This window comes from Pseudoalteromonas sp. CF6-2 (assembly GCF_021729425.1).
GTDB classification, from domain to species: domain Bacteria; phylum Pseudomonadota; class Gammaproteobacteria; order Enterobacterales; family Alteromonadaceae; genus Pseudoalteromonas; species Pseudoalteromonas arabiensis.
In genome coordinates this window covers 1,073,072-1,099,267 of record NZ_CP091442.1, presented here as the reverse complement: position 1 = coordinate 1,099,267, position 26,196 = coordinate 1,073,072, and the positions used below count along the sequence as shown (strand labels likewise).

Annotated in this window: 26 protein-coding genes; 15 read left to right on the top strand and 11 right to left on the bottom strand. The window is 40.5% G+C overall.

The annotated features are described in order from the left end of the window. Positions 1-58: 58 nt before the first annotated feature. From L3Q70_RS05060 to L3Q70_RS05045, 4 genes are all read left to right on the top strand, one after another. Positions 59-2,098 (top strand): S9 family peptidase, encoded by a 2,040-nt coding sequence (locus tag L3Q70_RS05060; protein WP_237114996.1) that lies wholly within the window; start codon positions 59-61, stop codon positions 2,096-2,098. Between the two features lie 281 nt (positions 2,099-2,379). Continuing rightward, positions 2,380-2,685 (top strand): hypothetical protein, encoded by a 306-nt coding sequence (locus tag L3Q70_RS05055; RefSeq protein WP_062570436.1) that lies wholly within the window; start codon positions 2,380-2,382, stop codon positions 2,683-2,685. Next, the gene (locus L3Q70_RS05050; protein ID WP_237114995.1) at positions 2,682-3,068 is read left to right on the top strand and encodes a hypothetical protein; all 387 of its coding nucleotides are present in this window, start codon (positions 2,682-2,684) and stop codon (positions 3,066-3,068) included. The genes L3Q70_RS05055 and L3Q70_RS05050 overlap by 4 nt, the downstream gene beginning before the upstream one ends. Before the next feature lie 118 nt (positions 3,069-3,186). Continuing rightward, entirely contained in the window at positions 3,187-5,070 is a 1,884-nt protein-coding gene (locus L3Q70_RS05045; protein WP_062570434.1) for a propionyl-CoA synthetase, read from the top strand. A 70-nt stretch (positions 5,071-5,140) separates the two neighbouring features. On the opposite strand, the gene L3Q70_RS05040 is transcribed toward L3Q70_RS05045, so the two are convergent. From L3Q70_RS05040 to L3Q70_RS05030, 3 genes are all read right to left on the bottom strand, one after another. After that, a complete protein-coding gene (locus tag L3Q70_RS05040) occupies positions 5,141-6,016 on the bottom strand; it encodes a diguanylate cyclase (protein WP_062570433.1) in 876 nt (291 codons plus the stop codon). A gap of 117 nt (positions 6,017-6,133) precedes the next feature. Further along, complete coding sequence (locus tag L3Q70_RS05035) at positions 6,134-7,444, bottom strand: DASH family cryptochrome (protein ID WP_193988518.1); 1,311 nt, start codon at positions 7,442-7,444, stop codon at positions 6,134-6,136. A 68-nt stretch (positions 7,445-7,512) separates the two neighbouring features. Further along, on the bottom strand, positions 7,513-7,986 hold the full coding sequence (locus L3Q70_RS05030; protein WP_062570431.1) for a VOC family protein: 474 nt from the start codon (positions 7,984-7,986) through the stop codon (positions 7,513-7,515). A gap of 341 nt (positions 7,987-8,327) precedes the next feature. Here L3Q70_RS05030 and L3Q70_RS05025 point away from each other — a divergent pair, with 341 nt between their 5' ends. Then, complete coding sequence (locus L3Q70_RS05025) at positions 8,328-10,697, top strand: TonB-dependent receptor (RefSeq protein ID WP_237114994.1); 2,370 nt, start codon at positions 8,328-8,330, stop codon at positions 10,695-10,697. Positions 10,698-10,836: 139 nt separating this feature from the next. Continuing rightward, a complete protein-coding gene (locus L3Q70_RS05020) occupies positions 10,837-11,781 on the top strand; it encodes an alpha/beta hydrolase (RefSeq protein WP_237114993.1) in 945 nt (314 codons plus the stop codon). A gap of 17 nt (positions 11,782-11,798) precedes the next feature. Here the strand turns inward: L3Q70_RS05020 and L3Q70_RS05015 are convergent, their stop codons facing one another. The 3 genes from L3Q70_RS05015 to L3Q70_RS05005 form a co-directional block, all read right to left on the bottom strand. Next, positions 11,799-13,166, bottom strand: a complete 1,368-nt coding sequence (locus tag L3Q70_RS05015; RefSeq protein WP_062570427.1) for an alkaline phosphatase PhoX — start codon at positions 13,164-13,166, stop codon at positions 11,799-11,801. A 120-nt stretch (positions 13,167-13,286) separates the two neighbouring features. Then, positions 13,287-13,940, bottom strand: a complete 654-nt coding sequence (locus L3Q70_RS05010; protein ID WP_237114992.1) for a hypothetical protein — start codon at positions 13,938-13,940, stop codon at positions 13,287-13,289. 9 nt (positions 13,941-13,949) lie between these two features. Continuing rightward, positions 13,950-14,768, bottom strand: a complete 819-nt coding sequence (locus tag L3Q70_RS05005) for a MipA/OmpV family protein (protein ID WP_062570425.1) — start codon at positions 14,766-14,768, stop codon at positions 13,950-13,952. Between the two features lie 133 nt (positions 14,769-14,901). Between L3Q70_RS05005 and L3Q70_RS05000 the strand changes: the two genes are divergently transcribed. Together L3Q70_RS05000 and L3Q70_RS04995 are read left to right on the top strand one after the other, a co-directional pair. Then, the gene (locus L3Q70_RS05000) at positions 14,902-16,065 is read left to right on the top strand and encodes a histidine kinase (RefSeq protein ID WP_237114991.1); all 1,164 of its coding nucleotides are present in this window, start codon (positions 14,902-14,904) and stop codon (positions 16,063-16,065) included. Positions 16,066-16,069: 4 nt separating this feature from the next. Beyond that, entirely contained in the window at positions 16,070-16,705 is a 636-nt protein-coding gene (locus tag L3Q70_RS04995) for a response regulator transcription factor (RefSeq protein WP_237114990.1), read from the top strand. A gap of 16 nt (positions 16,706-16,721) precedes the next feature. On the opposite strand, the gene L3Q70_RS04990 is transcribed toward L3Q70_RS04995, so the two are convergent. Beyond that, a complete protein-coding gene (locus L3Q70_RS04990; RefSeq protein ID WP_083515354.1) occupies positions 16,722-18,026 on the bottom strand; it encodes a GGDEF domain-containing protein in 1,305 nt (434 codons plus the stop codon). A 154-nt stretch (positions 18,027-18,180) separates the two neighbouring features. After that, positions 18,181-18,630, bottom strand: coding sequence for an Lrp/AsnC family transcriptional regulator (locus L3Q70_RS04985; protein ID WP_237114989.1), 450 nt, complete (start codon positions 18,628-18,630; stop codon positions 18,181-18,183). A 99-nt stretch (positions 18,631-18,729) separates the two neighbouring features. Between L3Q70_RS04985 and L3Q70_RS04980 the strand changes: the two genes are divergently transcribed. From L3Q70_RS04980 to dps, 4 genes are all read left to right on the top strand, one after another. After that, a complete protein-coding gene (locus L3Q70_RS04980) occupies positions 18,730-19,320 on the top strand; it encodes a LysE family translocator (RefSeq protein WP_062570420.1) in 591 nt (196 codons plus the stop codon). Positions 19,321-19,424: 104 nt separating this feature from the next. Next, on the top strand, positions 19,425-20,561 hold the full coding sequence (locus L3Q70_RS04975) for a GGDEF domain-containing protein (protein WP_062570419.1): 1,137 nt from the start codon (positions 19,425-19,427) through the stop codon (positions 20,559-20,561). Between the two features lie 139 nt (positions 20,562-20,700). Beyond that, positions 20,701-21,120, top strand: a complete 420-nt coding sequence (locus tag L3Q70_RS04970; RefSeq protein ID WP_062570418.1) for a CBS domain-containing protein — start codon at positions 20,701-20,703, stop codon at positions 21,118-21,120. A gap of 250 nt (positions 21,121-21,370) precedes the next feature. Beyond that, a complete protein-coding gene (gene dps / locus L3Q70_RS04965; RefSeq protein ID WP_062570417.1) occupies positions 21,371-21,889 on the top strand; it encodes a DNA starvation/stationary phase protection protein Dps in 519 nt (172 codons plus the stop codon). Positions 21,890-21,941: 52 nt separating this feature from the next. Here dps and corA read toward each other — a convergent pair whose 3' ends face one another. Then, positions 21,942-22,898, bottom strand: coding sequence for a magnesium/cobalt transporter CorA (gene corA, locus L3Q70_RS04960; protein WP_193988509.1), 957 nt, complete (start codon positions 22,896-22,898; stop codon positions 21,942-21,944). 360 nt (positions 22,899-23,258) lie between these two features. On the opposite strand from corA, the gene L3Q70_RS04955 reads away from it, so the two are divergent. Next, positions 23,259-23,903 (top strand): tellurite resistance TerB family protein, encoded by a 645-nt coding sequence (locus tag L3Q70_RS04955; protein WP_062570415.1) that lies wholly within the window; start codon positions 23,259-23,261, stop codon positions 23,901-23,903. Positions 23,904-24,199: 296 nt separating this feature from the next. On the opposite strand, the gene L3Q70_RS04950 is transcribed toward L3Q70_RS04955, so the two are convergent. Together L3Q70_RS04950 and L3Q70_RS04945 are read right to left on the bottom strand one after the other, a co-directional pair. Beyond that, complete coding sequence (locus L3Q70_RS04950; protein WP_193988508.1) at positions 24,200-24,433, bottom strand: hypothetical protein; 234 nt, start codon at positions 24,431-24,433, stop codon at positions 24,200-24,202. A 94-nt stretch (positions 24,434-24,527) separates the two neighbouring features. After that, positions 24,528-24,776 carry a hypothetical protein gene (locus L3Q70_RS04945; protein ID WP_237114988.1) on the bottom strand — a complete coding sequence of 83 codons (249 nt, stop codon included), beginning with the start codon at positions 24,774-24,776 and terminating at the stop codon, positions 24,528-24,530. Between the two features lie 165 nt (positions 24,777-24,941). Between L3Q70_RS04945 and L3Q70_RS04940 the strand changes: the two genes are divergently transcribed. Both L3Q70_RS04940 and L3Q70_RS04935 read left to right on the top strand, forming a co-directional pair. Continuing rightward, entirely contained in the window at positions 24,942-25,388 is a 447-nt protein-coding gene (locus tag L3Q70_RS04940) for a carboxymuconolactone decarboxylase family protein (protein ID WP_237114987.1), read from the top strand. Next, positions 25,381-26,145, top strand: a complete 765-nt coding sequence (locus tag L3Q70_RS04935; RefSeq protein WP_193988505.1) for a helix-turn-helix domain-containing protein — start codon at positions 25,381-25,383, stop codon at positions 26,143-26,145. The genes L3Q70_RS04940 and L3Q70_RS04935 overlap by 8 nt, the downstream gene beginning before the upstream one ends. The last annotated feature ends 51 nt before the right edge of the window (positions 26,146-26,196 follow it).

The window sequence follows — 26,196 nt, the reverse complement described above, 5'->3', positions numbered from 1 at the left end:
TTGCGTGAATAAAGGTCTACTTCTAGGATGAAATTTTCCAAATAAAAAAGACCATACCATGCAATTTAAAAAAACAATGATAATCGGGGTCAGCTTGCTATGTGCTGCGAATACGGCCCATGTTTATGCAAACGACAAGTTTGTTTCTGAGGATATCTTTCAATTAGAGTACGCTGGCGACCCACAAATTAGTCCTGACGGGAAAAAAATTGTCTACGTACGCAGCGGCTACGACATCATGAAAGATGGTAATAAACGTAGCTTTTGGCTATACGATCTAAAATCAGGTCAGCACACTCCTCTTTTCGCTGATGAACACAGTTACAGCCAACCGACTTGGTCACCGGATAGCAAAAAAATTGCTTTTACCAGCAATGTAAGTGGTTCTAATCAATTACATGTTTATTGGTTAGCGCAAGACAAACAAGCTCTCTTAACTCAGCTTCCAAAATCAGTTGGCAATTTAACTTGGTCTCATGACTCAGAGCAAATCGCCTTTACGATGAACATCCCTGAAGGCAAAACAGCCTTTGCTAAATCGGTCAAACTCCCTAAAAAACCAAAAGGCGCAGACTGGTCAAAACCTGTAAAAGTAATCGAGAAAGCACGTTATCAAGCGGATGGTGCAGGTATGCTTGAGCCTGCCTACCGTCATGTATTTGTTATCCCTGTATCGGGCGGCACACCTCGTCAATTAACCTCTGGCGACTATCAACATCGAGGTCCACTCGCATGGAGCCCTGATAATACAAAACTCGCGTTTTCTGCAGATCGAAATAGTGAATGGGAATACCGCACCACCGAGTCTGATCTTTACGAAATTAATATCAAAACAGCTGAACTAACTCAGCTAACCGACCAACCAGGGCGAGAAACCAATCCTCATTATAGTGAAGATGGCGACGAGCTTGCATTTATCGCTCGCGACAATGCCCCTGTGCCTTACATTAACTCAACCCTTTCAATGCTTGATTTAGACGATAAGTCTGTTAATCATATTACCAAAGAGCTAGACCGCTCAGTTGCAGACTATAAGTGGTCTGGAGATGGCGATTTTGTCATTCAGTATGATGACTTTGGTAAGCGTAAATTGGCTAAGGTTTCTACTCGCGGCAAAGTCACTGACTTAACAGACACGCTCTCGGGTACATCAATTGGCCGCCCATATATTAGTGGTAGTTTTAGCATGGCAAATAATGGGGCCGTTGCTTTTACAACAGGCAGTGAATACCGCCCTGCTGATCTAGGTTACCTTTACAAAGGTAAAAGCAAAACTCTTACGTCATTAAATGAAGATGTATTAGGCCATAAAAAGCTCGGTAAAGTACACGAGTTGAATGTTAAGTCTCAGTTCGATGGCCAAGCAATCCAAGGTTGGTATATCACCCCTCCTGATTTTGATGAAAACAAACAATACCCACTAATGGTTGAAATTCACGGCGGCCCACACCTTGCGTATGGCCCAAGTTTTACTGCTGAGTTACAACGCTATGCCGCAGAAGGTTACGTAGTTGTGTATGTAAACTACCGTGGCTCAACAAGTTATGGTAAAGACTTTGCGCTATTACTTGATGGTAAATACAGCTCAGAGGAAGACTTTGCCGATCATAACTCAGCGGTTGATGCGATGATTGAAAAGGGCTTTATTGATAAAAATAACCTGTTTATTGCTGGTGGTTCAGCGGGTGGTATTGCAACGGCTTATGCAGTTGGTTTAACAAACCGCTTTAATGCTGCGGCGATTACTAAACCGGTGATCAACTGGTTAAGTAAAACCCTGACTGCCGACAGCTATATTGGCCAAATTCGCAACCAATTTCCGGGTATGCCTTGGGACAATGTTGAGCACTATTGGAAACGTTCACCGCTTTCATTAGTGGGTAACGTGACCACGCCATCACTTATCATGACAGGTGAAGAAGACCGCCGCACACCTATTTCAGAATCAGAGCAATTCTATCAAGCACTAAAACTGCAAAAAGTAGATACCGTGCTTATTCGTGTACCTGGTTCACCTCACGGGATTGCAGGTCGCCCTTCACGTATGATCTCAAAAATTGAATACACACTTGCGTGGTTCAAGCAGTATCAGAAGTAATTTCTTAAGAGCAGGCGCGTTGCTCTCGCGCCTGCTTAAAAATAATTACGACTAAGCGCAAGTTGAACGCTGCCAATCGACTGCGCTTTTTCGCATTGTACTTTATGAGTAGAAAATGTGAAAATTAGCTCCTTTATAACTACCTAAAAGTAAGTATGAAACCGCTCAAGCCGCACTTTCGACATTCCTCTAAACTTTATATTCATACCCTGTCCTCTCATTTTAGTTTTTTTTTAGTTAAGTATATTTGTTTCTTTTGTGGCTGCTTTTTAAGCTTTATATTGCACGACAAGTTTAACGTACCGATTGTTGTTGCAGCGGCGGGGACTGGTTTACTAGGTACCTTTATTCCTTTTCCAAGGTATTTTAAGTCACACCCTTACTCAGCTATTTATGCGGGTAGTTTCGCGGGTATGTGCTCTTCAAGCTTAATTGCGAATTATTGGGAGCTTGGGCTTATTTCATTTTTAGGTGCATGCTTATACATTTTAACCATGAACCTATTTGCTGGCTTTGGTGGGCGATTAGGCAGTATCGCGTTTGCCAGTGTTGCACTTTACATGTTAGCTAAAGGGGTTGTTGCATGAACTCAGTCATCATATCACTTGTTGTGCTGGCAGCATTTGCAACCTACTTGTTAGCTCATCATAATCGCTTTGACGGTATTAGAGCGTCTGCATCATTATCAATTATTGCATATTGTGTACTGTACTTTATTACGCCAGATGTTGAGCTGTACAGCGTTGCCTTTTTTGGCGGTACGTTTATTGGTATGAGTGCCCCAAAACGCTTTGGAATTTTTACACTCGCTATCTCGGCATTGCTTTTTTCAATATTATTTGAGTATTTAGTGCCGCTATTAAATGGCTATGGCGGCGCATTAGGGTTAAGTGCATTTTTGTCCGTATGTATTTGTCACATTGGAATTTTACTTGGCGCACCGCGCAGCAAAGCCTCAGCGGAAGAGTAGTGTTTAATACCCGACACTAAATGACTGCCGACCAAGGTCGCATATTATTTAATCAAAAAGCGCCCTATATTTTTAACATGTTGTAAACATCTCTCACTAAAAATATAGGAGCCTCATCATGGCGGGCGAATATAAACAACACTATACACAATTTCAGCGCGACCCAGGTCAGTTTTGGCTTGAGCAAAGTAAACGGATCCCATGGTTTAATGCACCCACTGAACCGTATCAATATGACAAAAACGATTTTTATCACTGGTTTGCCGATGGCAAGTTGAATACCTGCTACTTAGCCCTAGACCAGCACGTCGAGGCAGGATTTGCTGAGCAAACTGCGCTTATTTACGACTCCCCAGTTACCAACACTAAACAACAATACAGTTATGGCGAGCTACAAACTCAAGTGGCTCAATTTGCGGGGCTCATGCAATCCCTTGGTGTGACAAAAGGCGATCGAGTCGTTATTTATATGCCCATGATCCCACAGGCAGTGATTGGTATGCTAGCGTGTGCACGCCTTGGTGCAATACATTCCGTGGTGTTTGGCGGCTTTGCTCCACATGAACTTGCTGTACGTATTGACGACGCGAAGCCAAAGCTGGTGCTGACTGCCTCTTGCGGCGTTGAAATTAATCACGTTATTGAATACAAACCTCTGCTCGATGAAGCATTAGACAATGCAAAACACCCAGTCGAACACTGCATTGTGTTTCAACGTGAACAAGCTATTGCGACAATGCAAGATGGCCGTGATATTGATTGGCAATCGGCAAGTGAAAATGCACCACAAGCGCAGCCTGTTGCAGTGAATGGGGACGATCCCCTTTATATTCTTTATACCTCTGGCACAACAGGTACACCCAAAGGCGTTGTTAGAGAAAATGGCGGTCATGCGGTAGCTATGCATTACAGCATGGAAACTGTGTATGGCATGAAGCCTGGTGAGGTTTTTTGGGCTGCATCAGATATCGGCTGGGTAGTCGGTCATTCATATATAGTCTATGCCCCATTAATTTATCGCTGTACAACCGTGTTGTACGAAGGTAAACCCATTAGAACACCTGACGCCAGTGCCTTTTGGCGAGTTGTTGCCGAATATAATGTCACAGCACTTTTTAGTGCCCCAACAGCATTTAGAGCAATAAAAAAAGAAGATCCTAACGCAGAAGGCTTTAAAAAGTACGACACGTCGTCATTGAAGCGTTTATTTCTAGCGGGTGAACGGCTAGATCCACCCACCTACGAATGGCTTCAAGAACACACCGGATTACCAGTACTTGATCACTGGTGGCAAACTGAAACGGGCTGGGCTATTGCTTGCAACCCTATTGGTATAGAACAGCTTACTACAAAGCCTGGGAGCTCGACGGTGCCTACCCCAGGCTTTGATGTACAAATTTTAGATATGAATGGCGAGCGTTGTGCACCAAACGAAAACGGAGCTGTGGTAGTGAAACTGCCTTTGCCGCCAGGTTGCTTACCCACTATTTGGCAAAATAATGAGCGCTTTAAAGCGGGTTATTTAAGTGAGTACCCAGGCTTTTACTTATCTGGTGATGGCGGCTACATTGATGATGACGGTTACTTATTCATTATGGGACGCACAGACGATGTTATTAACGTGGCAGGACATCGCTTATCCACCGGCGAAATGGAAGAGATTGTTGCAGCTCACCCTGCTGTAGCTGAGTGTGCCGTTTTTGGCGTTAACGATACATTAAAAGGCCAACTGCCAATGGCAATGATTGTGCTAAAAGATGACTACCTTGGCGACAGTAAAGAGGTGGAGCAAGCGCTTATTCATTCGGTTAGGCATCAAATAGGAGCGATTGCTTGTTTAAAGAATATTTTGCACGTTGAACGCCTACCGAAAACCCGCTCAGGTAAAATACTTAGAAAGAACTTGCGCCAATTGGTCGATGGTGAAGAGTTGCAAATTCCCTCAACCATCGATGATGCAAGCATTTTTGATGAAATCAACCAACAACTACACAATCGCTGATTTGCTTTTGTAATGTTACCCAAAGGCCTTGTTGTGAAAGGCCTTTCTTCCTTGTGCTATTCTAAACATATTATACTTTATGTTGCTGTTTCATTTTATACATCATCGTATCTGCATGCTGAAGCAAAGTTTTAATACTATTACCATTAATTGGATATAGCGAAATACCATAACTTACACTCACAGGGTAAGACGTGTGATATTTTTTAGCTGCGCGTTTAACGGCCTCTGTGCAGCGCATAGCGACTTCATTACATGGCTTCAAAGATGAGAGTGATGGCAGTAAAACCACAAACTCATCTCCGCCAATACGGGCTAAAATATCCTGTTCTCGCAGCTGAAGTAATAGCTGCTCACTAATTGTAATTAGTAAATTGTCGCCTTGTTCGTGACCATACGTATCATTAATCAGTTTAAAATTATCCAAATCAATATAGATAATTGCAAAGTGCTGTGTGCCTTGCTTATCTTGCATAAAAGCATGTAACTGAATATCTAAGCCTCGCCGGTTCAACAATTTTGTCAGTGGATCTTGATTTACAAGTTCTGTCAAAAACTGACGTTTTTCGACGACCGAAGAAATATCATCAAACGCACCAATATAATGACTAACACAGCCCGCTTCATCGTATAGTGCATCAATCGACAACATTTCAGGAAACACCTCGCCCGATTTACGCTTGTTCCATACTTCTCCTTGCCAACGGCCTGACAATAGCAACTCTTTCCACATAGCTGCATAAAACTCTGCGGGTTGTTGTTTTGCTGAAAGAATTGCGGGGCTTTTACCAATAACATCTTCTTTTTTATAACCCGTTATACGCTCAAATGCAGGGTTTACATCAACAATTTTAGGCGCGGGAGTGGTAATTAAAATACCCCGACTCGTGGTCGAAAAAACCGCCGTAAGTAACTTTATTTTTTCATAATCATCACTGAATGTCATAGCATGCCTTGTTATCTGGCTAGCACGAAAAAGCAAGCCTTATTTATTATTTTAGATAACAAAGGTTAAAAACTCTAAAAATGAAGATTGAATGTTTGATTTAGCGCAAATCAAGGGTTAAATAGGCCAATCAACCACATCGGTATTATCAATAGTCGGTGTAGTTTGCCTTTCTCCGTCCCATTTACGAATGTAACGTCCCGTCGGGTCATATAAGGCTGTTTGCTTATTTATGTGGAAATGGCGACCGCCCCGAGGGTCAACACCCACACCTGCAATATATTGCCAATTCCCCCAATTCGCAGCTACATCGTAATCAATAAGCTGTTGCTCAAAATAGGCAGCCCCATACCGCCAGTCCACTGCAAACTCATTAACTAAGCAACTAGCTGCAATTTGCCGTGCACGATTAGAAATATAGCCTGTTGCATTGAGTTCGTTCATGATTGCATTCACTAGTGGAAATGGCGTCCTGCCTTGGCACCAAGCTAAAAATCGGTGACTGTTAAATGTATGTAAGGGAGGTGACTTTTTTTGCCCTTTAAAACGAAACAGCTTTGCACCAAACAACTTCGCATACCATTTAAAATACTCACGCCAAAGTAGCTCAAACTTAATCCAATAGGTTGACTCATTAGCACCATTTTCTTGTTCGTATTTGGCAACCTCGTGGTAAAGTTGCTTAACACTTATTGTACCGCTGGCAAGCCAAACACTGAATTTTGTACTATTACTAAAGCCGTCTAACTCGTTACGTGTTTCTTTATAACTACTGGGTGCTTTAGATGAGAAGTAGTCATTGCAATGCTGCTGGGCTGCAACTAAACCACCATCAAAACGCCCCGATTGAGCTGAACTTTCAGGGATCACATCTTCTGGACATAGCTGTACAGGATGTGGCAGTTGAGATACTGCCTCAAGCGGAGCCGCAACGAATGTTGGCTCAGACTCTACTTTTTTGCGAAAGGCGGTAAAGTTTTTAGGCAAATTATGAAGCTGAAATGGTAAGTCTCGTTCTGTAAATAAGGTATCTTGCTGATAGGTTTTTACGGTAACATCTGGGCATAACTCGCTGATTTTACTTAGCTGCTTTTGCTCGTAGTAACCGACTTGCTCTGTACAAACTAATTTGCTGATAGCGTATTGTTTTAACCGCTGACTAATAATGGTTTCTGGCTCACCAGTAATAACATGTAAGGTTTGCCCTATTGTTTCCAGTGCATCCGCAAAAGCATGCAGACTCTCAAGTAAAAACCGATACTTTTGCTCGCCATAGGGTTTTAATTGATAATTACTCTGCTTGAACCAACGCGGCTCGACAACAAACACTAAATCAAGTTCGCCTTGAAACGCCGCTAAGTCAGACAAGATGACATTATCAATCAGCCGTAAATCATTTTGTAGCCAGTATAAAACACGCTCTTTCATGGTTTCGCTCACATTATTTTAATAATGATACGCGTAAATGAGCTATTTAGTTTTATCTGCCAGAAAGTTTAAGCATCTTGCTCTTTACTCATCAACTCACTCATGCGTTGCATAAGCTCTTGCTCAGTAAGATCTTCTTTGTGTGTGCCTATAGTCCAAATATGACCGAACGGGTCTTCTAACGTCCCTGATCTGTCGCCATAGAATTGGTCGTGCACAGGGCGCAGCTCTTTTGCGCCTAGCGACAAGGCTTTTGCGAATACCGCATCAACATCTTCAACATACAGCATAAGACTCACTGGAGAGCCCCCTAATTGCTGTGGAGACTTAAATTCTATATCAGGGCAGTTATCAGATAGCATGATATGAGAATCAGCAATTTTTATTTCGCCGTGAGCGACTCCGCCATCTGGTAAAGGCATTTGCATTATAAGTTCGGCATCAAATGCTTGTTTGTAAAACTCTATCGCCTTAGTGGCACCGTCTATAACCAGATACGGGGTTACCGCATGGAAACCTTTAGGAATTGCAGAAACAGCCATGTTACACCTCAACGTTAAATGTGTGACTTATAAAGGTAGCAGCTGTTGTGCAATTTCACGTTATAAATTTACTTTGCTAATGGCTTTGCAAAATTGGGCCTCGGCAGCTTTTCGAGTATGGCGTATAAATATAGGCTAGACACCGCCATTATCTGTAATCATTTCATTTGATTTTAAGCTCATACAAACGAATTAAGTATTATTAACAAGCTTTAATTTAAATCATAACTACTCTAAAAAACACCAATCTAAATAAAAATTATTATTGATTGTATTCGCCATTTCTGTACCATACGCACGTCCAACAAATGGATAACTTATAAAAAGAACTGGAACCTACAATGAAATCAATCAAACCAAGCTTATTAACACTGGCTATTGCAGCTCAGTTTTCAGCGTTTGCTGACGATGCTAAGCCTAAGCAAGATATGGAACACTTAGTCATCACTGCAACGGGCTTCGAACAGAAAGTAACTGAAGCGCCCGCAAGTATCTCTATCATCACTAACGAAGATATAAAATCTCATGCATTTACATCAGTGCTAGATGCTGTGCAGTACTTAGAAGGTATCGACATTGGCACGACACGAGATAAAACGGGCCAAGGCAGTGTGAGTATGCGTGGTTTAACAGGCGAGTACACCCTGTTATTGATTGATGGTAAACGCCAAAATAACCATGGTGATATTTACCCAAACAATTTTGGTGGCAACGCGTTTAACCACGTACCACCGGTCGATGCCATTGAACGTGTTGAAGTTATTCGCGGGCCTGCATCAACGCTTTATGGTGCTGATGCACTTGGCGGTGTAATTAATATCATCACTAAAAAGCACACTGATAGCTGGAGCGGTGCTGTTTCATTTAGCCGTTCATTACAGCAAAACGATGATTTTGGTGATGACATTACCACTGACTTTAGTGTGATGGGTCCGCTTATCAAAGACGTATTAAGCTTAGGTGTGCGCGGCAGTGTATATGAACAACAAGCATCATCGCCAACATTCGAACCAGCAACGGATCCGAATGGTGTTGTACATGTTCGCTCACTTGGCTTTGGTAGTGGTGGTCGTACAGTCGATAACACAAACGAGCAGTATGGTTTTACTTTAACTTATACCCCGTTTGAGTCTCATCATCTACGTTTTGATTATGATAACTCAAGCCAAGTGTATGACAACACGCCTAGCTACGACATTGAATCGGGCACGATTACTTACCCACTTGGTACAAAAGACAATATTGAATCAATTTGGCAAGACCGCCGTGGTCAAGTTAACCCGCGCGCTGGTTATGCAGCTGATCAAGAGTTTGATCGTGAATGGTGGTCACTCAGTTACGATGGCGAGCTTGAATGGGCGACCGTTAAGGCCTCTGTTTCTTATGTTGATACACAAAATAACGGCCGTACTTTACCACTTAGTGTAAGCGAGCGTTTAGAGCTGCAAGCTATGTACGATGGTACTGGCGAATACGAAGGGTTAGATGAGCAGGCACGTAAAGACTTAGCAGAAGAAACCTTCTTACCACGCCCTGCCCGTCCACTGGAAAGCAGTCAATACACCTATGACTTACGTTTTGATATTCCTATCACAGGTAGCTTTGGTAGCCATAACCTAGCGATGGGTGGCCAACTTATCGACGGCGAGTTAAAAGACGGCGTATTTGGCCTTGAAAGTGACCAAGCAGGTCAAGTACAAGAGCAAAACATGTACTCGGTATTTGCCGAAGATAACTGGATGGCAACAGACAACTTTACCTTCACATTAGGTGCTCGTTACGATGACCATGATGTATTTGGCAGCCAAGTATCACCTCGCGTTTACGGTGTGTACAACTTATCAGATACTTGGACGTTAAAAGGGGGTGTGAGTACAGGTTATAAAACACCACAAACAACCGATCTTTACGACGGTATCACCGGGTTTGGTGGCCAAGGTACAAGCCCATTTGCGGGTAACCCAGATCTAGAGCCAGAAACCAGTGTGAACTCAGAAATCGCACTTTACTGGAACTCTTTAGACGGCGATCACAATATCAATGTGACTTACTACAACACCAAGTTTGAAGACAAAATAGCCCGCGGCGATACTATTTTAAGCTGTGAGCAAACGAACAATGTTCGCCCTTGTGTAAACTTAGGTCAGTACGATCAACTTGGCTACGATAGCTACAGCCAAAAAATCAATATCGATGAAGTAGACCTACAAGGTGTTGAAATTGCAGGCCAATATACTATCACTAAAACGGTATCGATTAACGGTAACTATACGTGGACTGATAGCGAGCAAAAAAGCGGTCCAGAAGAAGGTCAGCCATTAACTAACTCAGCTGAGCACATGGCAAACCTTACCCTAAACTGGGAAGCCACTGACTTTATGAACCTGTACCTTCAAGGTGTATATCGTTCAGATCGTTACCGCGGTTGGGATAACGTACACGACAAAGCTCTTTACTATAAAAACTACAATCTACTTAACTTAGGTGCGCAGTTCTATGTAAATGAGTACGTGCAAATTAATGCCCGTGTAAACAACCTATTAGACGAAGACTTCACGTCTTATAGCACAAGCTATACCGACTTAAATGGTGATGGTGAATATGAGTACCTAACAGGTCGCGGTGTAGTTAGTGAAGTAACATTCACAGACGACTACAACGTGAAAGATAAAGGTCGTAACTTCTGGATTGGCGTTACCGCTTACTTCTAAGTTTTAACTCTCTGAAAATAGACAGCATGCAGTCATGTGCTGTCTATTTCTCTTACTGACTCTATTCTTATCACTGTCACTAAACTGCCAACTTCACACACTAAGCTAATGATACCTGCGTAAGCTTATTTGTCAGTCTATGGAACATATCCTTACAGCCAGCGGCATATCTATTAGTTATCAAGATGAAGGCAATAAACATGCGCCTGTTATTATCTTGATCATTGGTTTAGGGGCGCAATACACGGTGTGGCCAGACAGTCTTTATTATGGACTCGTTGAAAAAGGTTTTAGGGTCATCCGTTTTGATAATCGTGATGCGGGGTTGTCATCAAAACTAGATGAGTTTGGTAACCCGAGCTTGCTAAAACATTGGCTAAGTCGACGCTTTCCTATTCGCGCTAATTTACCTTACTCGTTAGATGACATGGCTCGCGATGTAAAACAATTCATGAACGCTTTAGGCATAAAAAAAGCCCATTTAGTGGGGGCTTCTATGGGTGGTATGATTGCACAAATAGCTGCGGCAAAATATAAAAAACGCGTGCTGAGCTTAACCTCTATTATGTCGAGCAGCTCGCCTTTGTCGTTTTCAAGTTCCAATATCAACCTACTAGTAAAGCTTGCCAAAATAAGACCTCGCAGCAGCAATAAACAAGCCGCTATTGAATATAATGTTCGGCTAAATCAACTCATTGGCAGCCCTGCTTACCCGCAAGATGAACACATTTTGTATGCCAACGCCGAACGCTATATTACACGCGCTGACAATAACCAAAAGGGGTTTAAACGTCAGCTTGCGGCCATTGCCGCAACGCCGTATCGGGAGCAACTTTTAAAGAAAATTAAAGCCCCTACTTTAGTGATCCATGGCAGTGCAGATCCTGTTATGCCACTGTCTGCGGGTATCAACACCGCACTGTTAATAAAGCGCAGCAAATTAAGAGTCGTGCCCGGTATGGGTCACGATTTTCCGCCTGCTTTAATGAAAAAGATAACCAAATGGATTAGCAAACACGCCTATAAAGCGTCACAAAAAAGTATACCTAAAGCAAAGCATGCCCATAGCCACTTTAAAAAATGACTATGAGAGCGAATAACTTAAGCACTAAATTGATGCCAAGGACCTCTAATAGCGAGTGTTTTTGAAGGTGAGTAAACATTCACAAACAAAGTACTACCATCTGGTGAAAAACAGGCACCAGCAAGCTCTGTTTGTGCAACTAAGCGGGCAAAATTATAAACTTGACCTTGTGGTGTTACACCACGCAAGTGATTATCAACCACATCGGTATATTGGTCTTCACACACAATTAAATGGCCATTAGGTGACACAGTTAAGTTATCGCCAAAGTTATAAAGGGTTTTGCTGCTACTTTCGACAAACAAGGAGATTTTACCAGGTCGCTCACCTTCTTTATCCGTGCCTTCAAACTCTGATGGCTGATATTTCATAACCTGACCCAGTTGTTTTTTACCGCCGTTGGTACAACAAAAGTACAGCTCTTTATCGCCCCAATGAATACCTTCACCACGGGCAAATAATGCTGCTCCTTGTTTATATCCACGCAGGCGTAAGTCGTCTTTTGGGCTTTCAGGGTTATCCAGATTTACCCACTCAACCTCAAATTCTTGATGTAACCCCATGGCTTTTTTATTCCAATTACGGCTATCGAATTGTGGTTTATTCTTCACAACCATGGCTTGTAATTGCCCGCCTTTATGCAGCTTGCCATATTCATTCGGAATAAAACGATAAAATACACTGTCGCCTTTGTCTTCCGTTAAATAAACAATGCCCGTACGCGGGTCAACTGCGGCAGCTTCATGGTTGAATCGCCCCATTGCTGTTAATGGCTCTGGTTTAATTAGGCCTTTACTATTTGCTGGTACTTCAAAAATATAACCATGATCTTGATTGAATCCATCAGCTTTAGTATCGGTGGTTTCTTCGCAGGTTAGCCATGTGCCCCATGGGGTAATTCCTCCAGAACAATTCCGAATAGTTCCCACTAACGACAAATACTCTTGCTCTTTTTGGTGTGTTTTTAAGTTATAAATGATGTGGCTAGTTCCACCTGGTAATGCAACACCGTCACTGTTGGTATCGAATGCGAGGGGGGTTTTATGGTTTGCAATACTTACTTCAGCTTTTGCTAAATCTTTTGGCTTTAGCTCATGATTACGCACTAAAGCAACGTGGTCATTACCAAGTGCGATGCAGCCCATACCATCGGCTTTATCAGGGACCGTAAATCCATCAGACATTTTTTCACCTAGGCTTGAAATAACTTGATAACTGAACCCTGCGGGTAAATCTAATAATTTGTTAGGATCTGGAAGTAATGGACCAAAACCACTAATTGTTGCTTTAAGATCACTGAATGAAACATTCCCCATGGCACTTTTAGACAACCCTAAAAAAGCTAAAGTACCTGCCCCGACTAAAAACTCTCGACGTGAAACCATGTTAACTCCAAGCTGAAAGCAGCTTTATCATACAAATAAAAAAAGCATTATAAAGCAATAAAGCAGCAAAAAGTTACATTATCACAATATTCACAAAAATGTCATGAACCACTGTCGTAGCTACTCTTCAATAATCGCAAGCGACTGATTAGGAAGAACTAAAACTAAATAACCACGACTCTCTAAACTGCAAAAGTCATACTCATACCCAATAATTTGCAAATCAGTGCCACAATCAGTAATAGGCAAGTAGCTCGTAGCAATTTCCTCTAAGAGTAAGCTCGTACCACGCTTGTAGGTATAATTCATATCACCTGCAAAGCTTACAAGTCGAACCATGGGATCACCGGTAATATCAATAGCGTTCGTTCGGGCTAAAAAGCCAAGTTTTAGCTGTGAATTTGCCTCATATACTATTAAATAATTTTCTGTATCATTGGCAATCCATTTCTGTCTTTGCGCTTTGATTTCATCATCATAAAAAGCTGCAAAACCAACATTACCAAGGGTTGAGCGTTTAAAGCTGAGCTTGGTAAAACCATTATATGCATCCACAGATTGTTGATAATTATGCTGTTTATAAATTGCGTCAGCTGAGGTGCTATTTCTTAGATTCATCATATAAAAATCAATTGGGTACTCGCTGAAGTTATACACATAATAATCACTCGAGAAAAAAGGCTCATATAAATCATCTTCATTGAATACCTCATCCTCTGCGCTATTACAGCCAGCAAGCAAACAAAAGATAAGAATTGTACTTAACAGTTTCATTTATATCCCTTACTTTTCAAAACGATAATTTACAAAAACGGCCAACTGCTGCTTAGCACTGTCTGCAACTAATGGGCTTTTTTTAATTGTTGAGTCTAACGTTTCAATTCGGTAAGTCGCTTGGATGGACCAATGTTCGTTATAAATATAAGCAAGATTCAAGGCAGTAAATGGATTAATAGCAGAGCGAGTTTGATAAGCATATCGACCGTATTCTGGGGCAATGTTCTTCTTAGAGATGCCATAGAGGTATTGGGTGTACTTTTCATCTTGCCAGTAGAGACCAAGATCAGCACTAAGCTGTAAACCCAAACCTTTACCGTAAATAGGTAGACGATACTGCGCAAGTAAGGTAAGTCCCTGTGAGTGGTTAGAAACATCTTGCGCTAAACGTAAAAACAACTGTTTATACTGTAACTGAGTTCTAAAAGTAAGCTCGCCCTTGCCATCTTTATAATTTGTAAATACCTCATCGTCTGACAACTCATCACTAAAAATTAAGCTACTATCATAGGTCTCATCACGAAAACTAAGCCCCATGGTAGCTTCAAATTCTGCACCATATAAAAAAGCATATTGCACTAAGCCGTATTTAGGACCAATACGCCACGCACCTTTACGCGCATTAAAGTATGGAAGCGACATCGTTTGTATATCATAGCCATGCCAAGGAGTATCGATTGCAAGCTGCCCTGCTCCCACATCCATTTGCCATTTATCTGTTTGCTCTTTTGCTTGAGCACCATTGATAAATAATGATGCAAAGCAATAAGCAAGGATGAACGGATAAGAAAATAGACTATTTCGCAGAATTTCATGTTTGGTCATGATAATGTCCCTATATTGATGTTTAATAACAATATAACGCTCATCTGATGGGCAAACATGCTGCAAATGTCACAACTTTAAACGTGACATTTGTCATATACATAAACAGATAAATGCGGATTAGAATAAAGACATGAACAAATTTTTACGTCTTTTTGTACAGCGCAGCGACTTTCTGCTTTCAACAGTCACTTGGCTATTTGTGTTTATTTACACCTTGCATGCATGGTCGCTCAGCACGCCTCCACCACTTGATTACACACCGATGCATGTTGTATTGATCAGCTGTTTATTTACTAGCTTTTTCGCATTTTTAATTTACTTTGAGTTTTTTAGACGCCACTTTAAGGTTTATCAAACTGTTATTTTAAACGTCACTGTCACCAATGTATTACTATTAATGTGGTTATTTAATATTGGCTTTGTCGCTATTTTATTGATCATTTTTTTAGTTAAGTTCAGTGATTACGAGCCAAGAAAATCAATACTTTATCTCCTTATATGCTTGCCCTTTTGTATGGCGTTAGTTCTTCATTATGGTTTCAATAGAGAGTTTGTTTTGTTAAATGGCCTAGCATTTACCTTGTACAATAGCTTTGCATATCGTTTTGCAACACGGCTTATTTCTGAACGCAAAGCAAAAGAGCAAGCTGCGCATTTATTACGTGAATTAAAAGCAACGCAATCACTTTTAAACGACACTGCCACTCGCGATGAGCGTATTCGCATAGCCCGTGATTTACATGACACCCTTGGTCACCATTTAACAGGGCTGAGTATTCATTTAGAAGTAGCGAGTCACTGCGCAAGCGTCCAAGCACCTAAGCATATTGCTAAAGCCCAGCAGATAACGCGCTTATTACTCAGTGATGTGCGTGATTCAGTGTCATCTATGCGTGAAAACCAAACTATCGACTTATACGCATCACTGCACTCTTTATGCAGTGATGTTGCAGGCTTAAATGTTATGCTTGAATATGATCCGGCGATCAAAATAAGCGATGCACTCTTAGCACAAACCCTATTTCATGCAATTCAAGAAGCGATAACAAATAGTATAAAGCATAGTGATGCCGATGAGCTTAACGTTACTTTACGGCTCGAAAATCAAACTGTGCAATTACATATAAAAGATAATGGCAATAAAAGTACTGAACTTAATTTAGGTAACGGTTTAAAAGGTATGCAAGAGCGACTGGCTCTAGTCAAAGGAGCCATTGAGTTCAAGCACTGTGATAACGGCTTTGCTATTAATGCAACCCTTCCCCATAAACTTAACCCACATACATTGGCGTAACATTATGATTAATGTGCTATTAGTTGATGACCAAACTTTACTAAGAGAAGGGCTCAAAAGCTTATTGGCGTTAAAAGACAACATCCACGTTGTCGCTGAAGCAGATAATGGTCGCACTGCTTTAGAAATACTTAATCGATGTGCTGTGGATGTTGTGCTTTTAGATATTCGCATGCCTATTTTAGATGGTATTGGCGTACTCAAAACAATGCAGAAACAGGGATTCACTCACCCAGTATTAGTGCTTACAACTTTCGATGATAGTGAGCAAGTACTTGAATGTATTCGCTATGGTGCAAAAGGTTATGCATTAAAGGATATTAATTTAGAACGACTAGTGTCTGCCATCGAAACACTGGCTAGTGGCGGCTCTGCACTTTCACCGGCAATTACGCAGAGAATACTTAACAATCCAATTAAGTCTCACAGTGAGCCAACCTTATTGCCTGATAAGTTAAGCAACAGTGAGCTGAGGGTACTTAATTTAATTGCTGCGGGCTACTCGAATTCAGAAATAGCCCAAGCATTATATAAATCAGAAGGTACAATACGTAATCAAGTATCGTTTATTTTACGAAAGCTAGATGTGCGCGATAGAACACGAGCCGCTCTAAAAGCGATTGATTTAGGTTTAATTTAAAGCGAGTTACCTAGTGCTAAGCCTCGGCCAAATCACCATAGCTCGTTACTAAATTACGGCCATCATGCTTAGAGCGGTAAAGGGCATCATCCGCACGCTTTAAAACATCCTCCCAAGAGGTTTCTTGATTTTTTGATATCGCAACACCCACACTAATGGTTAAGTGCACTGCTTCACCTTCAATATTTAAAGGTGTTCTTGCGACTTTTTTACGAATACGTTGTGCAAGCAATTCAACATCTTGAGGCTTTAAGTGGCTGACCAAAACAGCAAACTCTTCGCCGCCTAAGCGAAAATTATGATCATACCCCCTTAACTGTTGCTTTGCTATCTTGGTGACATGTTTCAAGGCTTTATCACCTTGTATATGACCAAACCTATCATTCACTGATTTAAAATAATCAATATCAAACACGATGAATGCGAGGCGAAAATTATTTCTGGAGCAGCGTTTAATTTCATTACTAGCGACCTTTTCAAGCGCTTTTCTGTTATACCAACCTGTTAAATGGTCAGTAAAAGAGTATTCTCTAAGGGCTAGCTCTTTTCGCCATGTTACGACGACTGAAAATGAAATGGTTAATAAAAATACAAATGCGATAACAGCCAAACTACCAATATCTAATAAAAGACCTTTATCTAACCACGGATAATTTTCTACACCCGCCAATAAAAAATAACCTCGTATTAAAAGTTGAGCAGCGAATATAAATAAAATACCTATTAATAAATAATATCCCCTGCCGACTTCTTCTTTGCGGTGTTTCCAAAGTGCCATAGTTGCTGAAATATCAAGCGCCGCAATTACTGGATACAAGGCTACGATTCTTAACTCAACAGACTCAACCAAAGGAGGAACCAGATTAAGCAAGTAAATACCCACAAATACTATAACGACCAACCCCCAAGTGGAGCGACCATATAAGCAACGTGATACACCACTAAATAAGGCTGCATGTGCACCAAGGTAACAAGCATTAGCAAAAGAAGGATGGAAAATCCAGGAAAGAGAAACTTGAGTCGCAACAATTCCGACTAAGTTAGATACAAAAAATAACACTCCACAAACAAGCCAATCAAGCAAGTATTTTTCATTACGACTAACGATGAAAAGCGCTGCCATTGTAAGCATCATAATAAAGCTTACTAGGGCGGTGCAAATGAGCAATGTGTGAAGATCCATTCTTATTATTGTCCCTGCATGTGAAATTTTAGGCGTGGATAATAAACCAACAAAAATTATTAGTCCAACTACCAACATCAGAACATAAGCACCATAAATATTATTATATTTAATGGTATACGTCTTTAATCGGGACATTCTGTCAACACAAGAATTAACTTTAGCTTAACAGAGGTAATTTTATTATTTGTATTTCTGTTATTTATATTAATTTGAGATTCATTTTTTATTTATATGAAAAAACTAAAACTAAATAACTTTATAAAATAACAATAGTAATCATTTTAACCTATTAAGCTCGTTCATCTTTTGGCGAATCCATAACCACATGTGAAGTAATTGTTCTCACCTGAGGGATTGAGCCCAGTACATCAGCGTGAAACGATTTATAGGCTTTAAGGTCTGTTGTTTCGACTCTTAGCAAGTATTCGTACGAGCCTGTCACATTATGGCACTCTTTAACCTCAGCAATAAATTCAAGGGCTTGCTCAAATGCTAGCTGCGATCGTGTTGAGTGCTCATTCAGGCCAACCCCCACATAGGCTATAAACCCTAGACCCACTGCTTGGTTATTAATAACAGCTCGATAACCTGAAATAACGCCTGAGCGTTCAAGTTCCTGTACTCTGCGTAGGCAGGCTGATGGTGATAATCCAACTTTCTCTGCAAGCTCAGCATTAGCCATACGGCCATTGCGGTTTAGCTCATGCAATATTCTGTTATTTATATTGTCTTTTTTCATTCATTATTGCTTTAAATTAACCATGCAAACAACATTAAGCGATAAAATTGCATCAACATCAAGCTATAATTGCATTTCTAAAAATATGGAGAAGTGATAATGACTTTTGAGATCCTTACTGCACTGGCGCTATTTGCCTTAGTTTCATCAATTACACCTGGTCCTAATAATTTGATGTTAATGAGCTCTGGCGCGAATTTTGGTTTTCGTAGAACAATGCCACACTTACTTGGCGTAACACTTGGATTCATGTTAATGCTAATACTTGTTGGACTAGGTGTTATGCAAGTGTTTGACTTATTTCCATCAAGCTACCTGATTCTCAAAGTATTTTGTGTTGCTTACCTGTTCTATCTTGCGTTTAAGATTGCCACTAGCAATGGGCAACAAGCCTCTAATAACAAGAGTGAGCCCTTTACTTTTACCCAAGCTGCATTATTTCAATGGGTTAATCCAAAAGCGTGGGCAATGGCACTAAGTGCTATTGGTCTTTACGCACCTGATAAAAATCTACTCTCTGTTTTTATTGTTAGTATCGTTTTTGGCGTCGTTAACTTACCATGCGTGTGCTCTTGGACCTTGCTCGGACAAAAGCTTCAACACTACCTCAGAAATCCAGTACGATTAAAAGGATTTAATTACATTATGGCAGGGCTATTAATCGTTTCTGTATTGTTTAGCTTATTTTGAACTTGTCGCAGCACAAAAAGGCCAGCACAACAACAGAGTAGATTTTAGTGTAAAAATCTTTCTATGCTAAGCTTTTAACTATTGCTCGTTTTTCTATGTGAGTTATGGCTATAAACCTCGAAAGTTATTTTTATCACGGCTTCTTTGTTTTTTTGCTGATCACTGTAATAACCTGCTCGGTCATTGCAACCGGATTAATGATTAGCCGTTTTAAAAGTAAGTCAATTGTCTTCTTTAACTTATTTTTCTATCTAGGTGTTGCTGGCTTTGCTTGGCTGTGGATACAAAATATTTTCGGGCTTCCCAGTGATTTTCGGCCCAGTGTTATTATTTATATTCTGTCAATGGTACTACTTCAGCTCTCGATTTATAACCACGATGAAAAGTGCCGCTTTAATCGATTAATGATTGGCCACGGTGCTATTTTTTCAGTTTGCGTATTATTCACAAACAGTATTAACCAACTTGCTTTAGTAGAGGCATGTTTTACTCTAACCGTGTTACCTGCCCTTATTTACTTTACTTTTACCCGAGCACTATACAAGAGCAATATAGGTAATACTGTGCTCTTAGCAGCACAATGTATTTTACTTTTAGTGCCTATTACTCAGTTAACTATTATCACTCATTCACATAACCTACTGACACTTTACTCATTAACCGTGGTTGCTCATGCCACGGTATTTGTCATGACAGGGCTTGGGCTTATCACCACCCTTCTAATCGATGAAAAACGGCGCTATGCTGAACTATCACTCAAGGATCCACTCACAAATTTATATAACCGTCGAGGTCTTCAGTATGTTTTAGACAAACGGCAGTTATTGACTAATCAGCATGCGACTTTCCTTTATGCAAGCGCTTTAGACATCGACTTTTTTAAAAGCATAAATGATAACTACGGGCATGAAGCAGGAGACCTAGTGCTGGAAGTGTTAGCAGAGCTTTTACAACGTCACCTACACCGAGAAGATCTATGCTGCCGTTTAGGGGGCGAGGAATTTCTCATTCTCAGTATCGAAAAATCCCCAGAGCAAGCCTACCAAAAACTTGAAAAGCTTCGCCAGACCATAGAAACAAGTCAAATTGAATATAAACAACAAATCATTTCACTCACAGCCAGCTTTGGCCTTACTCATTGGCAACAAGCAGACACATTTGACGACTTAATTAACCGAGCAGATAAAGCCCTCTATTCGGCTAAAAACAATGGTCGAAACCGAATTGAAACCACATTTTAATCATTTGAACAGTTTAATTTTAATTCCTTATCATTAAAAAAATTAAGTAATTAATCATAAACTTTGATCTAGGTGAAGTGCACTCAATCATATTCAGGCTACACTGATACCAACATGATTAAATTACTAGGACTTTACCATGACACACCTTGTTTCAGACTTGATGACGCCCGATCCGCTGGCTATCACCGCAGCAAACTCATTGCATGATGCTCATAACTTAATGAAAGAAAAAAATATTCGACACATTCCTGTCATTAATGAGCATGGTGGTTTAGTTGGCATGCTGACTCAAAAGATCATGATCGCTCAAGTAATGAGTATTATGGCGAACTTCAGTGCCAGTGCACTTGAACGCAAAGAAAAGCAAACTAAAGTGCAAGATATTATGGCCACTGATTTCACAAGTATTTCACCTAATCAACCATTGCATGAAGTAGCAAAGTTTTTTGTTGAAAACCGTCACGGCTGTATGCCCGTTGTCGATGATGATAATAACTTAGTTGGCATTTTAACCTCTTCTGACTTTGTTCGTTTAGCAGCGGCCCTGCTCTCTTAACGATTTATGTTCCTAGCTTCTGCACACTGAATTTTTTACATAGAGTGTGCAGACTTTTCATATTCATTCAGTATCTTGTTGAGCACCCTCAAAATAAAAATAAAAATAAAACATTAAAAATCATAAACTTAAAAAATTTCAGATATCGGCATAACGATTGCTTCTACTCTAATAACTTCGCTTTTTAAGTAACGACTAGGTAACTTAAAAGCTTTATGGAAATACAATTTTAGAGAATCTCGGAGGAGTAATGAGTAATACATCATCAAAAGTCGCTGAATTCACGGCCCCAGGCGTTAATAACGAATCAGCAGCCGATACAATTGCTATTTTAGACAAGCGCATGGTCGCTTTAATCGATTTACATCTTACTCTTAAGCATATCCACTGGAATGTTGTCGGTCCAAACTTTATCGGTGTGCATGAAATGCTTGATCCACAAGTAAGTGCCGTTCAAGAAATGACCGACACTATTGCCGAGCGTATTGCAACTATGGGCGGTGTTCCTGTTGGCACACCACAGTCAATCGTTGATCGCCGCGAGTGGAAAGATTACTCACTAGGCAAAGGGCTAGTATCTGATCACTTAACTGCTCTTGATAAAGTTTATAACGGCGTCAATAAAGATCACCGTAAGGCGCTTGAGCAACTTGCTGAATTAGACCCTGTTTCTGAGGATATGATCACAGGCCAACTTGCAGAGCTTGAACAGTTCCAATGGTTTGTTCGTGCACATATCGAATCGTCTACAGGCGAATTAAAAGGTTAACACTTCTATCCGAAGACCCCTTGCCCAGCTAGCGCTGGGCTTTTTTATGCCTTTACAGCCAACCTTTATGTTTAAAAAATAAATAAGGCGCGAAGCCGGACAGTAGCATAATGGCAATAGCAAATGGGTAGCCCCAAGCCCACTCAAGCTCTGGCATGCTATTAAAATTCATACCGTAAATACTTGCAACCACTGTGGGAGGCAAAAAAACCACCGATGCAATCGAGAAAGTTTTAATGATTTGGTTTTGCTCAATATTGATAAAACCCTGAGTTGAATCCATCAAGAAATTAACTTTATCAAACAAAAAAGTACAGTGAGACATCAGGGTATCGATATCAAGTACAATCTCGCGAAGTGACTCACGGTCTTCAGTAGGTGCGCCAAGGTAACGCAGTAAAAACGAAATATTGCGGCGAGTATCCATCAAGCATAAGCGTACTTTACCGTTGTTGTCCTCAAGCCGTGCAATCCGACTTACCGCTTGCTCTAAGTCTGAGCCATCCTCTTCAAGTACATAAGCACTGAGATTTTCTAGCTGATGGTGCATGTCTTCAAGCATATCCGCATGATTTTCGACCTTTTGATCAAATAAAGTTACGAGTAATTGTTTAGGGTTATCACACGCCACCTGCCCTTTACGAGCACGGAGTCTTAATAAACGAAAATCAGCTAATTCATCATCACGAATCGTCAATAAACAATTATCTTGCAGTAAACACGCAACTGTCACCGTATTAAAACGTCCTTCATTTGGCGACATAAACAGAGCATGTACATGAAGCCCTTCATGATCAATAAAGCAACGCGACGACGCTTCAATTTCTTCAACATCATCAGCCGCAGGCAAAGTAATATTTAGGGTACTCGCGAGGGCGCGACGCTCTTCGCCTGTTGGGTTAATCGTGTCAATCCAATGGGCATTTTTAATGGATGTGGCTAATGGCGTGTCGGGGGCTGGTTCGATTTGTGTTATTACACCTTGGTCAATTGAAAAAAATCTTAACATATGCCCCACTCTTTTTTACCTAAGTGACAAAATAGTACCAGCAACTATCAAGCTAAATACACCTTTTTAGCAAAATAAATGCATTGCTCTTTCTCCAAAGCTTGATAACTATCAGCAGTACGAATTGTACTTATTCAACTCACCAAAAAACGAGAAGTACTGTTTAACCTTTCTAATGCCAACTACAAACCTAGCAGAAGTTTATAAAGGCACAAAACTAACCACAGGCTTACTTTTATTTGAATTGGCTAGATCGGAAAATGCCAACAAAATGCGCTCTATCATGCTTGGTAACATAATACTTATTTAATTTTGTTTCTAAAAACTCTACTCTCAGTAGTAGATGATAAGGAGATAATAATGAAAGACTTGCAAAAACTAGTAGGTAATTTAAATAAATCGGGTGCGCTCAGTGGCTTGCTAGGTGGTGTGGCTGGTAGTGGACTGACAAGCTTAATGGGAAGCAAAAGCAAGAAAACGGGGAAAAAAGTAGTAAAGTATGGTGCGCTTGCTGCCATTGGTGGCCTTGCTTGGAAAGCATATAAGCAATATTCAGAGCAAAAACCAACAACAGCTCAAGCTACTTCTTCTCGCACTTTTGACTTTACTCCAGCAGCAATGCCAGAGCAGTCATTTAATGAAGTCATTGATGATAACCACACCGACGGGCAACTCTTATTAATGCGAGCAATGATCGCTGCCGCCTATGCAGATGGCCATATTGACGACACAGAGAGACAAAAGATTTTTGCACAAGTCGATACCCTAGAACTGAGTGCACAAGAAAAAGCGATGTTATTCGATGAGCTAAGAAAACCCATGCAACTATCAGCGCTTATTAATGCTGTACCTAACGCTCAAATGGGTATTGAAGTGTATGTTGCAAGTGCCAGTGCCATCGACTTAAACCAGAGTATCTCTAAACATTATTTAGAAGCGTTAGCAAATCAGTTATGTATTCCAAATGAACTGGTTGATAACATCCACCAACAACTCTCTCAGTAAGGCTTTGACAATCGACTGTGCTCCTTAGTAACTGGAGCACGCTAAGCAATCCTAAAATAGCCAGGTACTCTCCATCAACTCGAAGTCGGCAGTATTGCTCACACACCAACCGACAACGATGGCACAGCAGTGCATTGGCAATTTGACAACTTTAAAGCGTCAGTTGATTAGCCACACAACAAGCCTAAACTAAGGCGCAGTATTGCGATGAGTATCCACGCAAAGATATAAACAAAACAGCCGCACTTTTAATGAGTGCGGCCATTTTTATAATGTAAAGTCGTTTAGTACTTGTACTAATTCATTCTTACTGTATTTGTACTGTTTCGCTGGATATCACGAATACCTTCTTTACTTTCCTTTTCCATCGCAGCAATTTGCTCAGGAGTACGGCATACACGTGTTGGTATGTTACTGCCGGTTGGTTTTTCCCTTTTACAAATTAAGCCATCATTGCTTGCTTGCTCGTCGCTTGAACTTGCACAGCCACTCATTAAAACGGCTAATAAAATAACACTTAAAAATTTCATAGACTTCCCTTTTTTTATATTGATTCAGTGTTTATTAAGAACATACTATTATATTGCAGCCCTAAAATAAAATTTTTTAGGTACAAAATAGTACTTAATGCGGTTTTTTAGTGCCGTATCTCACCATATCTTTACCATTTTCATAAACGTCACTACTCACATAACGTCCTAATAAAAGCTGATGATTATCATCCAGCACAGCGACAAATGGACGACCATCACTGTTATTTGTAGCAAGCGCAACACCCGCAACATTTTCTAGCCCCAAGCCACCATTTTCAACAAGGCGCAAAAACGTTTCTAATTCGTCTAAAGTTTCGATTACATCATTATCGTTAATCATCTTAAATACTCAGTGATTGCTAATCGGCCTAGCATAACAGGATTAAAATTTTGGTGCGAACTAGGTAAACCGAATTTCCCCATATAAACGTCGTTTTTTTGCAATCCTCGACTTTGCAATCGGCCTAAACTGAATACTCATTTAATTTTAAAAGGCTAACTTACGATGAAACGTGGTGACTATTACAACCTTCAACCTGCATTAATCAAACACCTTGTTGAGCAAGAACAATTAATTAAAAAAGCGGTTGAAACAAGTTTTGGTCTAACAATATGGGAGCTGATTAAACTAAGAGTATCACAAATAAATCAATGTGCTTTTTGCATTGCAATGCATACCAAACAAGCAAGGGAATACGGTGAAACGACCAACCGTATTATTGGTTTAAGTGCATGGCAAGACATGCCAATTTATACAAAACAAGAACGTATGGCTTTAAAATTATGCGAAAAGTTGACACTTGCCCAACCTATTGATGATACTTTCTATCAATCTCTTAGTGATACATTTTCTGAACAGGGGTTAGTTACACTGACGATTGCTATTAACGCAATCAACAGCTGGAACCGCATTGTGAAAATGTTTAAACCTGACGTTGAGTTTAATGAGTAACCATTTAACTTTAGAACTAAAAACACCTGAGGGTGATATAGCTAATTATATTCAAGCTATCTGGTATGCGACGGCGCATTCACACGGTGAGCAATGGCTTGCTTGCGATGGTGCGACTGGGGTTATTTTTCCTCTTGCAGGGGCGCTTTTACTTGATGATAAAGCGCTTTCTCCACCTTATGCATTTCAAGAAACGTCTACTCACGCAGCAAAGATCACATTTTCAGAAAATGCACAATTTTGTGGTATTCGCTTTAACCCAACTGTTTTAGCTGAGTTCAAACACCACAACCACCCACTTATTTGTGAGCAATCATTAATGGCTATTGCCAAAGGCCTTCAAAAAAACGCCAATCTGCAGGCTTTTGAGGCGCTCATAAGCACGCATTTTAACTACCAACCTAGTATTGGTCACACATATGCAAAGCAATTAATTAGTAAACTGATTGAGTTAACGCCACTGCAAACCGCTTATCAACTGGCTCCATTAAGTAAGAGGCAGCTTGAACGGCAAATAAAAAGCCAGTGTGGCGTTACACCTAAGTATTTTGAACGAATTTACCGCGTAAAAATGGCCAAACAAACAATAAAAGATAACCCGACGATGGGCTTTGCAGATATTGCTCAACAGTGTGGCTTTACTGACCAGCCGCATTTCATTAAAGAATTCAAAGCGATAATGCATATTACACCAGCAAGATACCGGAAACTATTGAATAACACGCATACTAAAAAAACCAAACTCATTATGCGTTGAAATCGGTATATTAAATTCATCAAATAAAAGTTCTATATCGATTATCAAACT

What these genes read in the sequence shown, in the direction of transcription:
- L3Q70_RS05060 (WP_237114996.1), top strand. Translation starts at nt 59, where the DNA reads ATGCAATTTAAAAAAACAATGATAATCGGGGTCAGCTTGCTATGTGCT.
- L3Q70_RS05050 (WP_237114995.1), top strand. Translation starts at nt 2,682, where the DNA reads ATGAACTCAGTCATCATATCACTTGTTGTGCTGGCAGCATTTGCAACC.
- L3Q70_RS05045 (WP_062570434.1), top strand. Translation starts at nt 3,187, where the DNA reads ATGGCGGGCGAATATAAACAACACTATACACAATTTCAGCGCGACCCA.
- L3Q70_RS05040 (WP_062570433.1), bottom strand. Translation starts at nt 6,016, where the DNA reads ATGACATTCAGTGATGATTATGAAAAAATAAAGTTACTTACGGCGGTT.
- L3Q70_RS05035 (WP_193988518.1), bottom strand. Translation starts at nt 7,444, where the DNA reads ATGAAAGAGCGTGTTTTATACTGGCTACAAAATGATTTACGGCTGATT.
- L3Q70_RS05030 (WP_062570431.1), bottom strand. Translation starts at nt 7,986, where the DNA reads ATGGCTGTTTCTGCAATTCCTAAAGGTTTCCATGCGGTAACCCCGTAT.
- L3Q70_RS05025 (WP_237114994.1), top strand. Translation starts at nt 8,328, where the DNA reads ATGAAATCAATCAAACCAAGCTTATTAACACTGGCTATTGCAGCTCAG.
- L3Q70_RS05020 (WP_237114993.1), top strand. Translation starts at nt 10,837, where the DNA reads ATGGAACATATCCTTACAGCCAGCGGCATATCTATTAGTTATCAAGAT.
- L3Q70_RS05015 (WP_062570427.1), bottom strand. Translation starts at nt 13,166, where the DNA reads ATGGTTTCACGTCGAGAGTTTTTAGTCGGGGCAGGTACTTTAGCTTTT.
- L3Q70_RS05010 (WP_237114992.1), bottom strand. Translation starts at nt 13,940, where the DNA reads ATGAAACTGTTAAGTACAATTCTTATCTTTTGTTTGCTTGCTGGCTGT.
- L3Q70_RS05005 (WP_062570425.1), bottom strand. Translation starts at nt 14,768, where the DNA reads ATGACCAAACATGAAATTCTGCGAAATAGTCTATTTTCTTATCCGTTC.
- L3Q70_RS05000 (WP_237114991.1), top strand. Translation starts at nt 14,902, where the DNA reads ATGAACAAATTTTTACGTCTTTTTGTACAGCGCAGCGACTTTCTGCTT.
- L3Q70_RS04995 (WP_237114990.1), top strand. Translation starts at nt 16,070, where the DNA reads ATGATTAATGTGCTATTAGTTGATGACCAAACTTTACTAAGAGAAGGG.
- L3Q70_RS04990 (WP_083515354.1), bottom strand. Translation starts at nt 18,026, where the DNA reads ATGTCCCGATTAAAGACGTATACCATTAAATATAATAATATTTATGGT.
- L3Q70_RS04985 (WP_237114989.1), bottom strand. Translation starts at nt 18,630, where the DNA reads ATGAAAAAAGACAATATAAATAACAGAATATTGCATGAGCTAAACCGC.
- L3Q70_RS04980 (WP_062570420.1), top strand. Translation starts at nt 18,730, where the DNA reads ATGACTTTTGAGATCCTTACTGCACTGGCGCTATTTGCCTTAGTTTCA.
- L3Q70_RS04975 (WP_062570419.1), top strand. Translation starts at nt 19,425, where the DNA reads ATGGCTATAAACCTCGAAAGTTATTTTTATCACGGCTTCTTTGTTTTT.
- L3Q70_RS04970 (WP_062570418.1), top strand. Translation starts at nt 20,701, where the DNA reads ATGACACACCTTGTTTCAGACTTGATGACGCCCGATCCGCTGGCTATC.
- dps (WP_062570417.1), top strand. Translation starts at nt 21,371, where the DNA reads ATGAGTAATACATCATCAAAAGTCGCTGAATTCACGGCCCCAGGCGTT.
- corA (WP_193988509.1), bottom strand. Translation starts at nt 22,898, where the DNA reads ATGTTAAGATTTTTTTCAATTGACCAAGGTGTAATAACACAAATCGAA.
- L3Q70_RS04955 (WP_062570415.1), top strand. Translation starts at nt 23,259, where the DNA reads ATGAAAGACTTGCAAAAACTAGTAGGTAATTTAAATAAATCGGGTGCG.
- L3Q70_RS04950 (WP_193988508.1), bottom strand. Translation starts at nt 24,433, where the DNA reads ATGAAATTTTTAAGTGTTATTTTATTAGCCGTTTTAATGAGTGGCTGT.
- L3Q70_RS04945 (WP_237114988.1), bottom strand. Translation starts at nt 24,776, where the DNA reads ATGATTAACGATAATGATGTAATCGAAACTTTAGACGAATTAGAAACG.
- L3Q70_RS04940 (WP_237114987.1), top strand. Translation starts at nt 24,942, where the DNA reads ATGAAACGTGGTGACTATTACAACCTTCAACCTGCATTAATCAAACAC.
- L3Q70_RS04935 (WP_193988505.1), top strand. Translation starts at nt 25,381, where the DNA reads ATGAGTAACCATTTAACTTTAGAACTAAAAACACCTGAGGGTGATATA.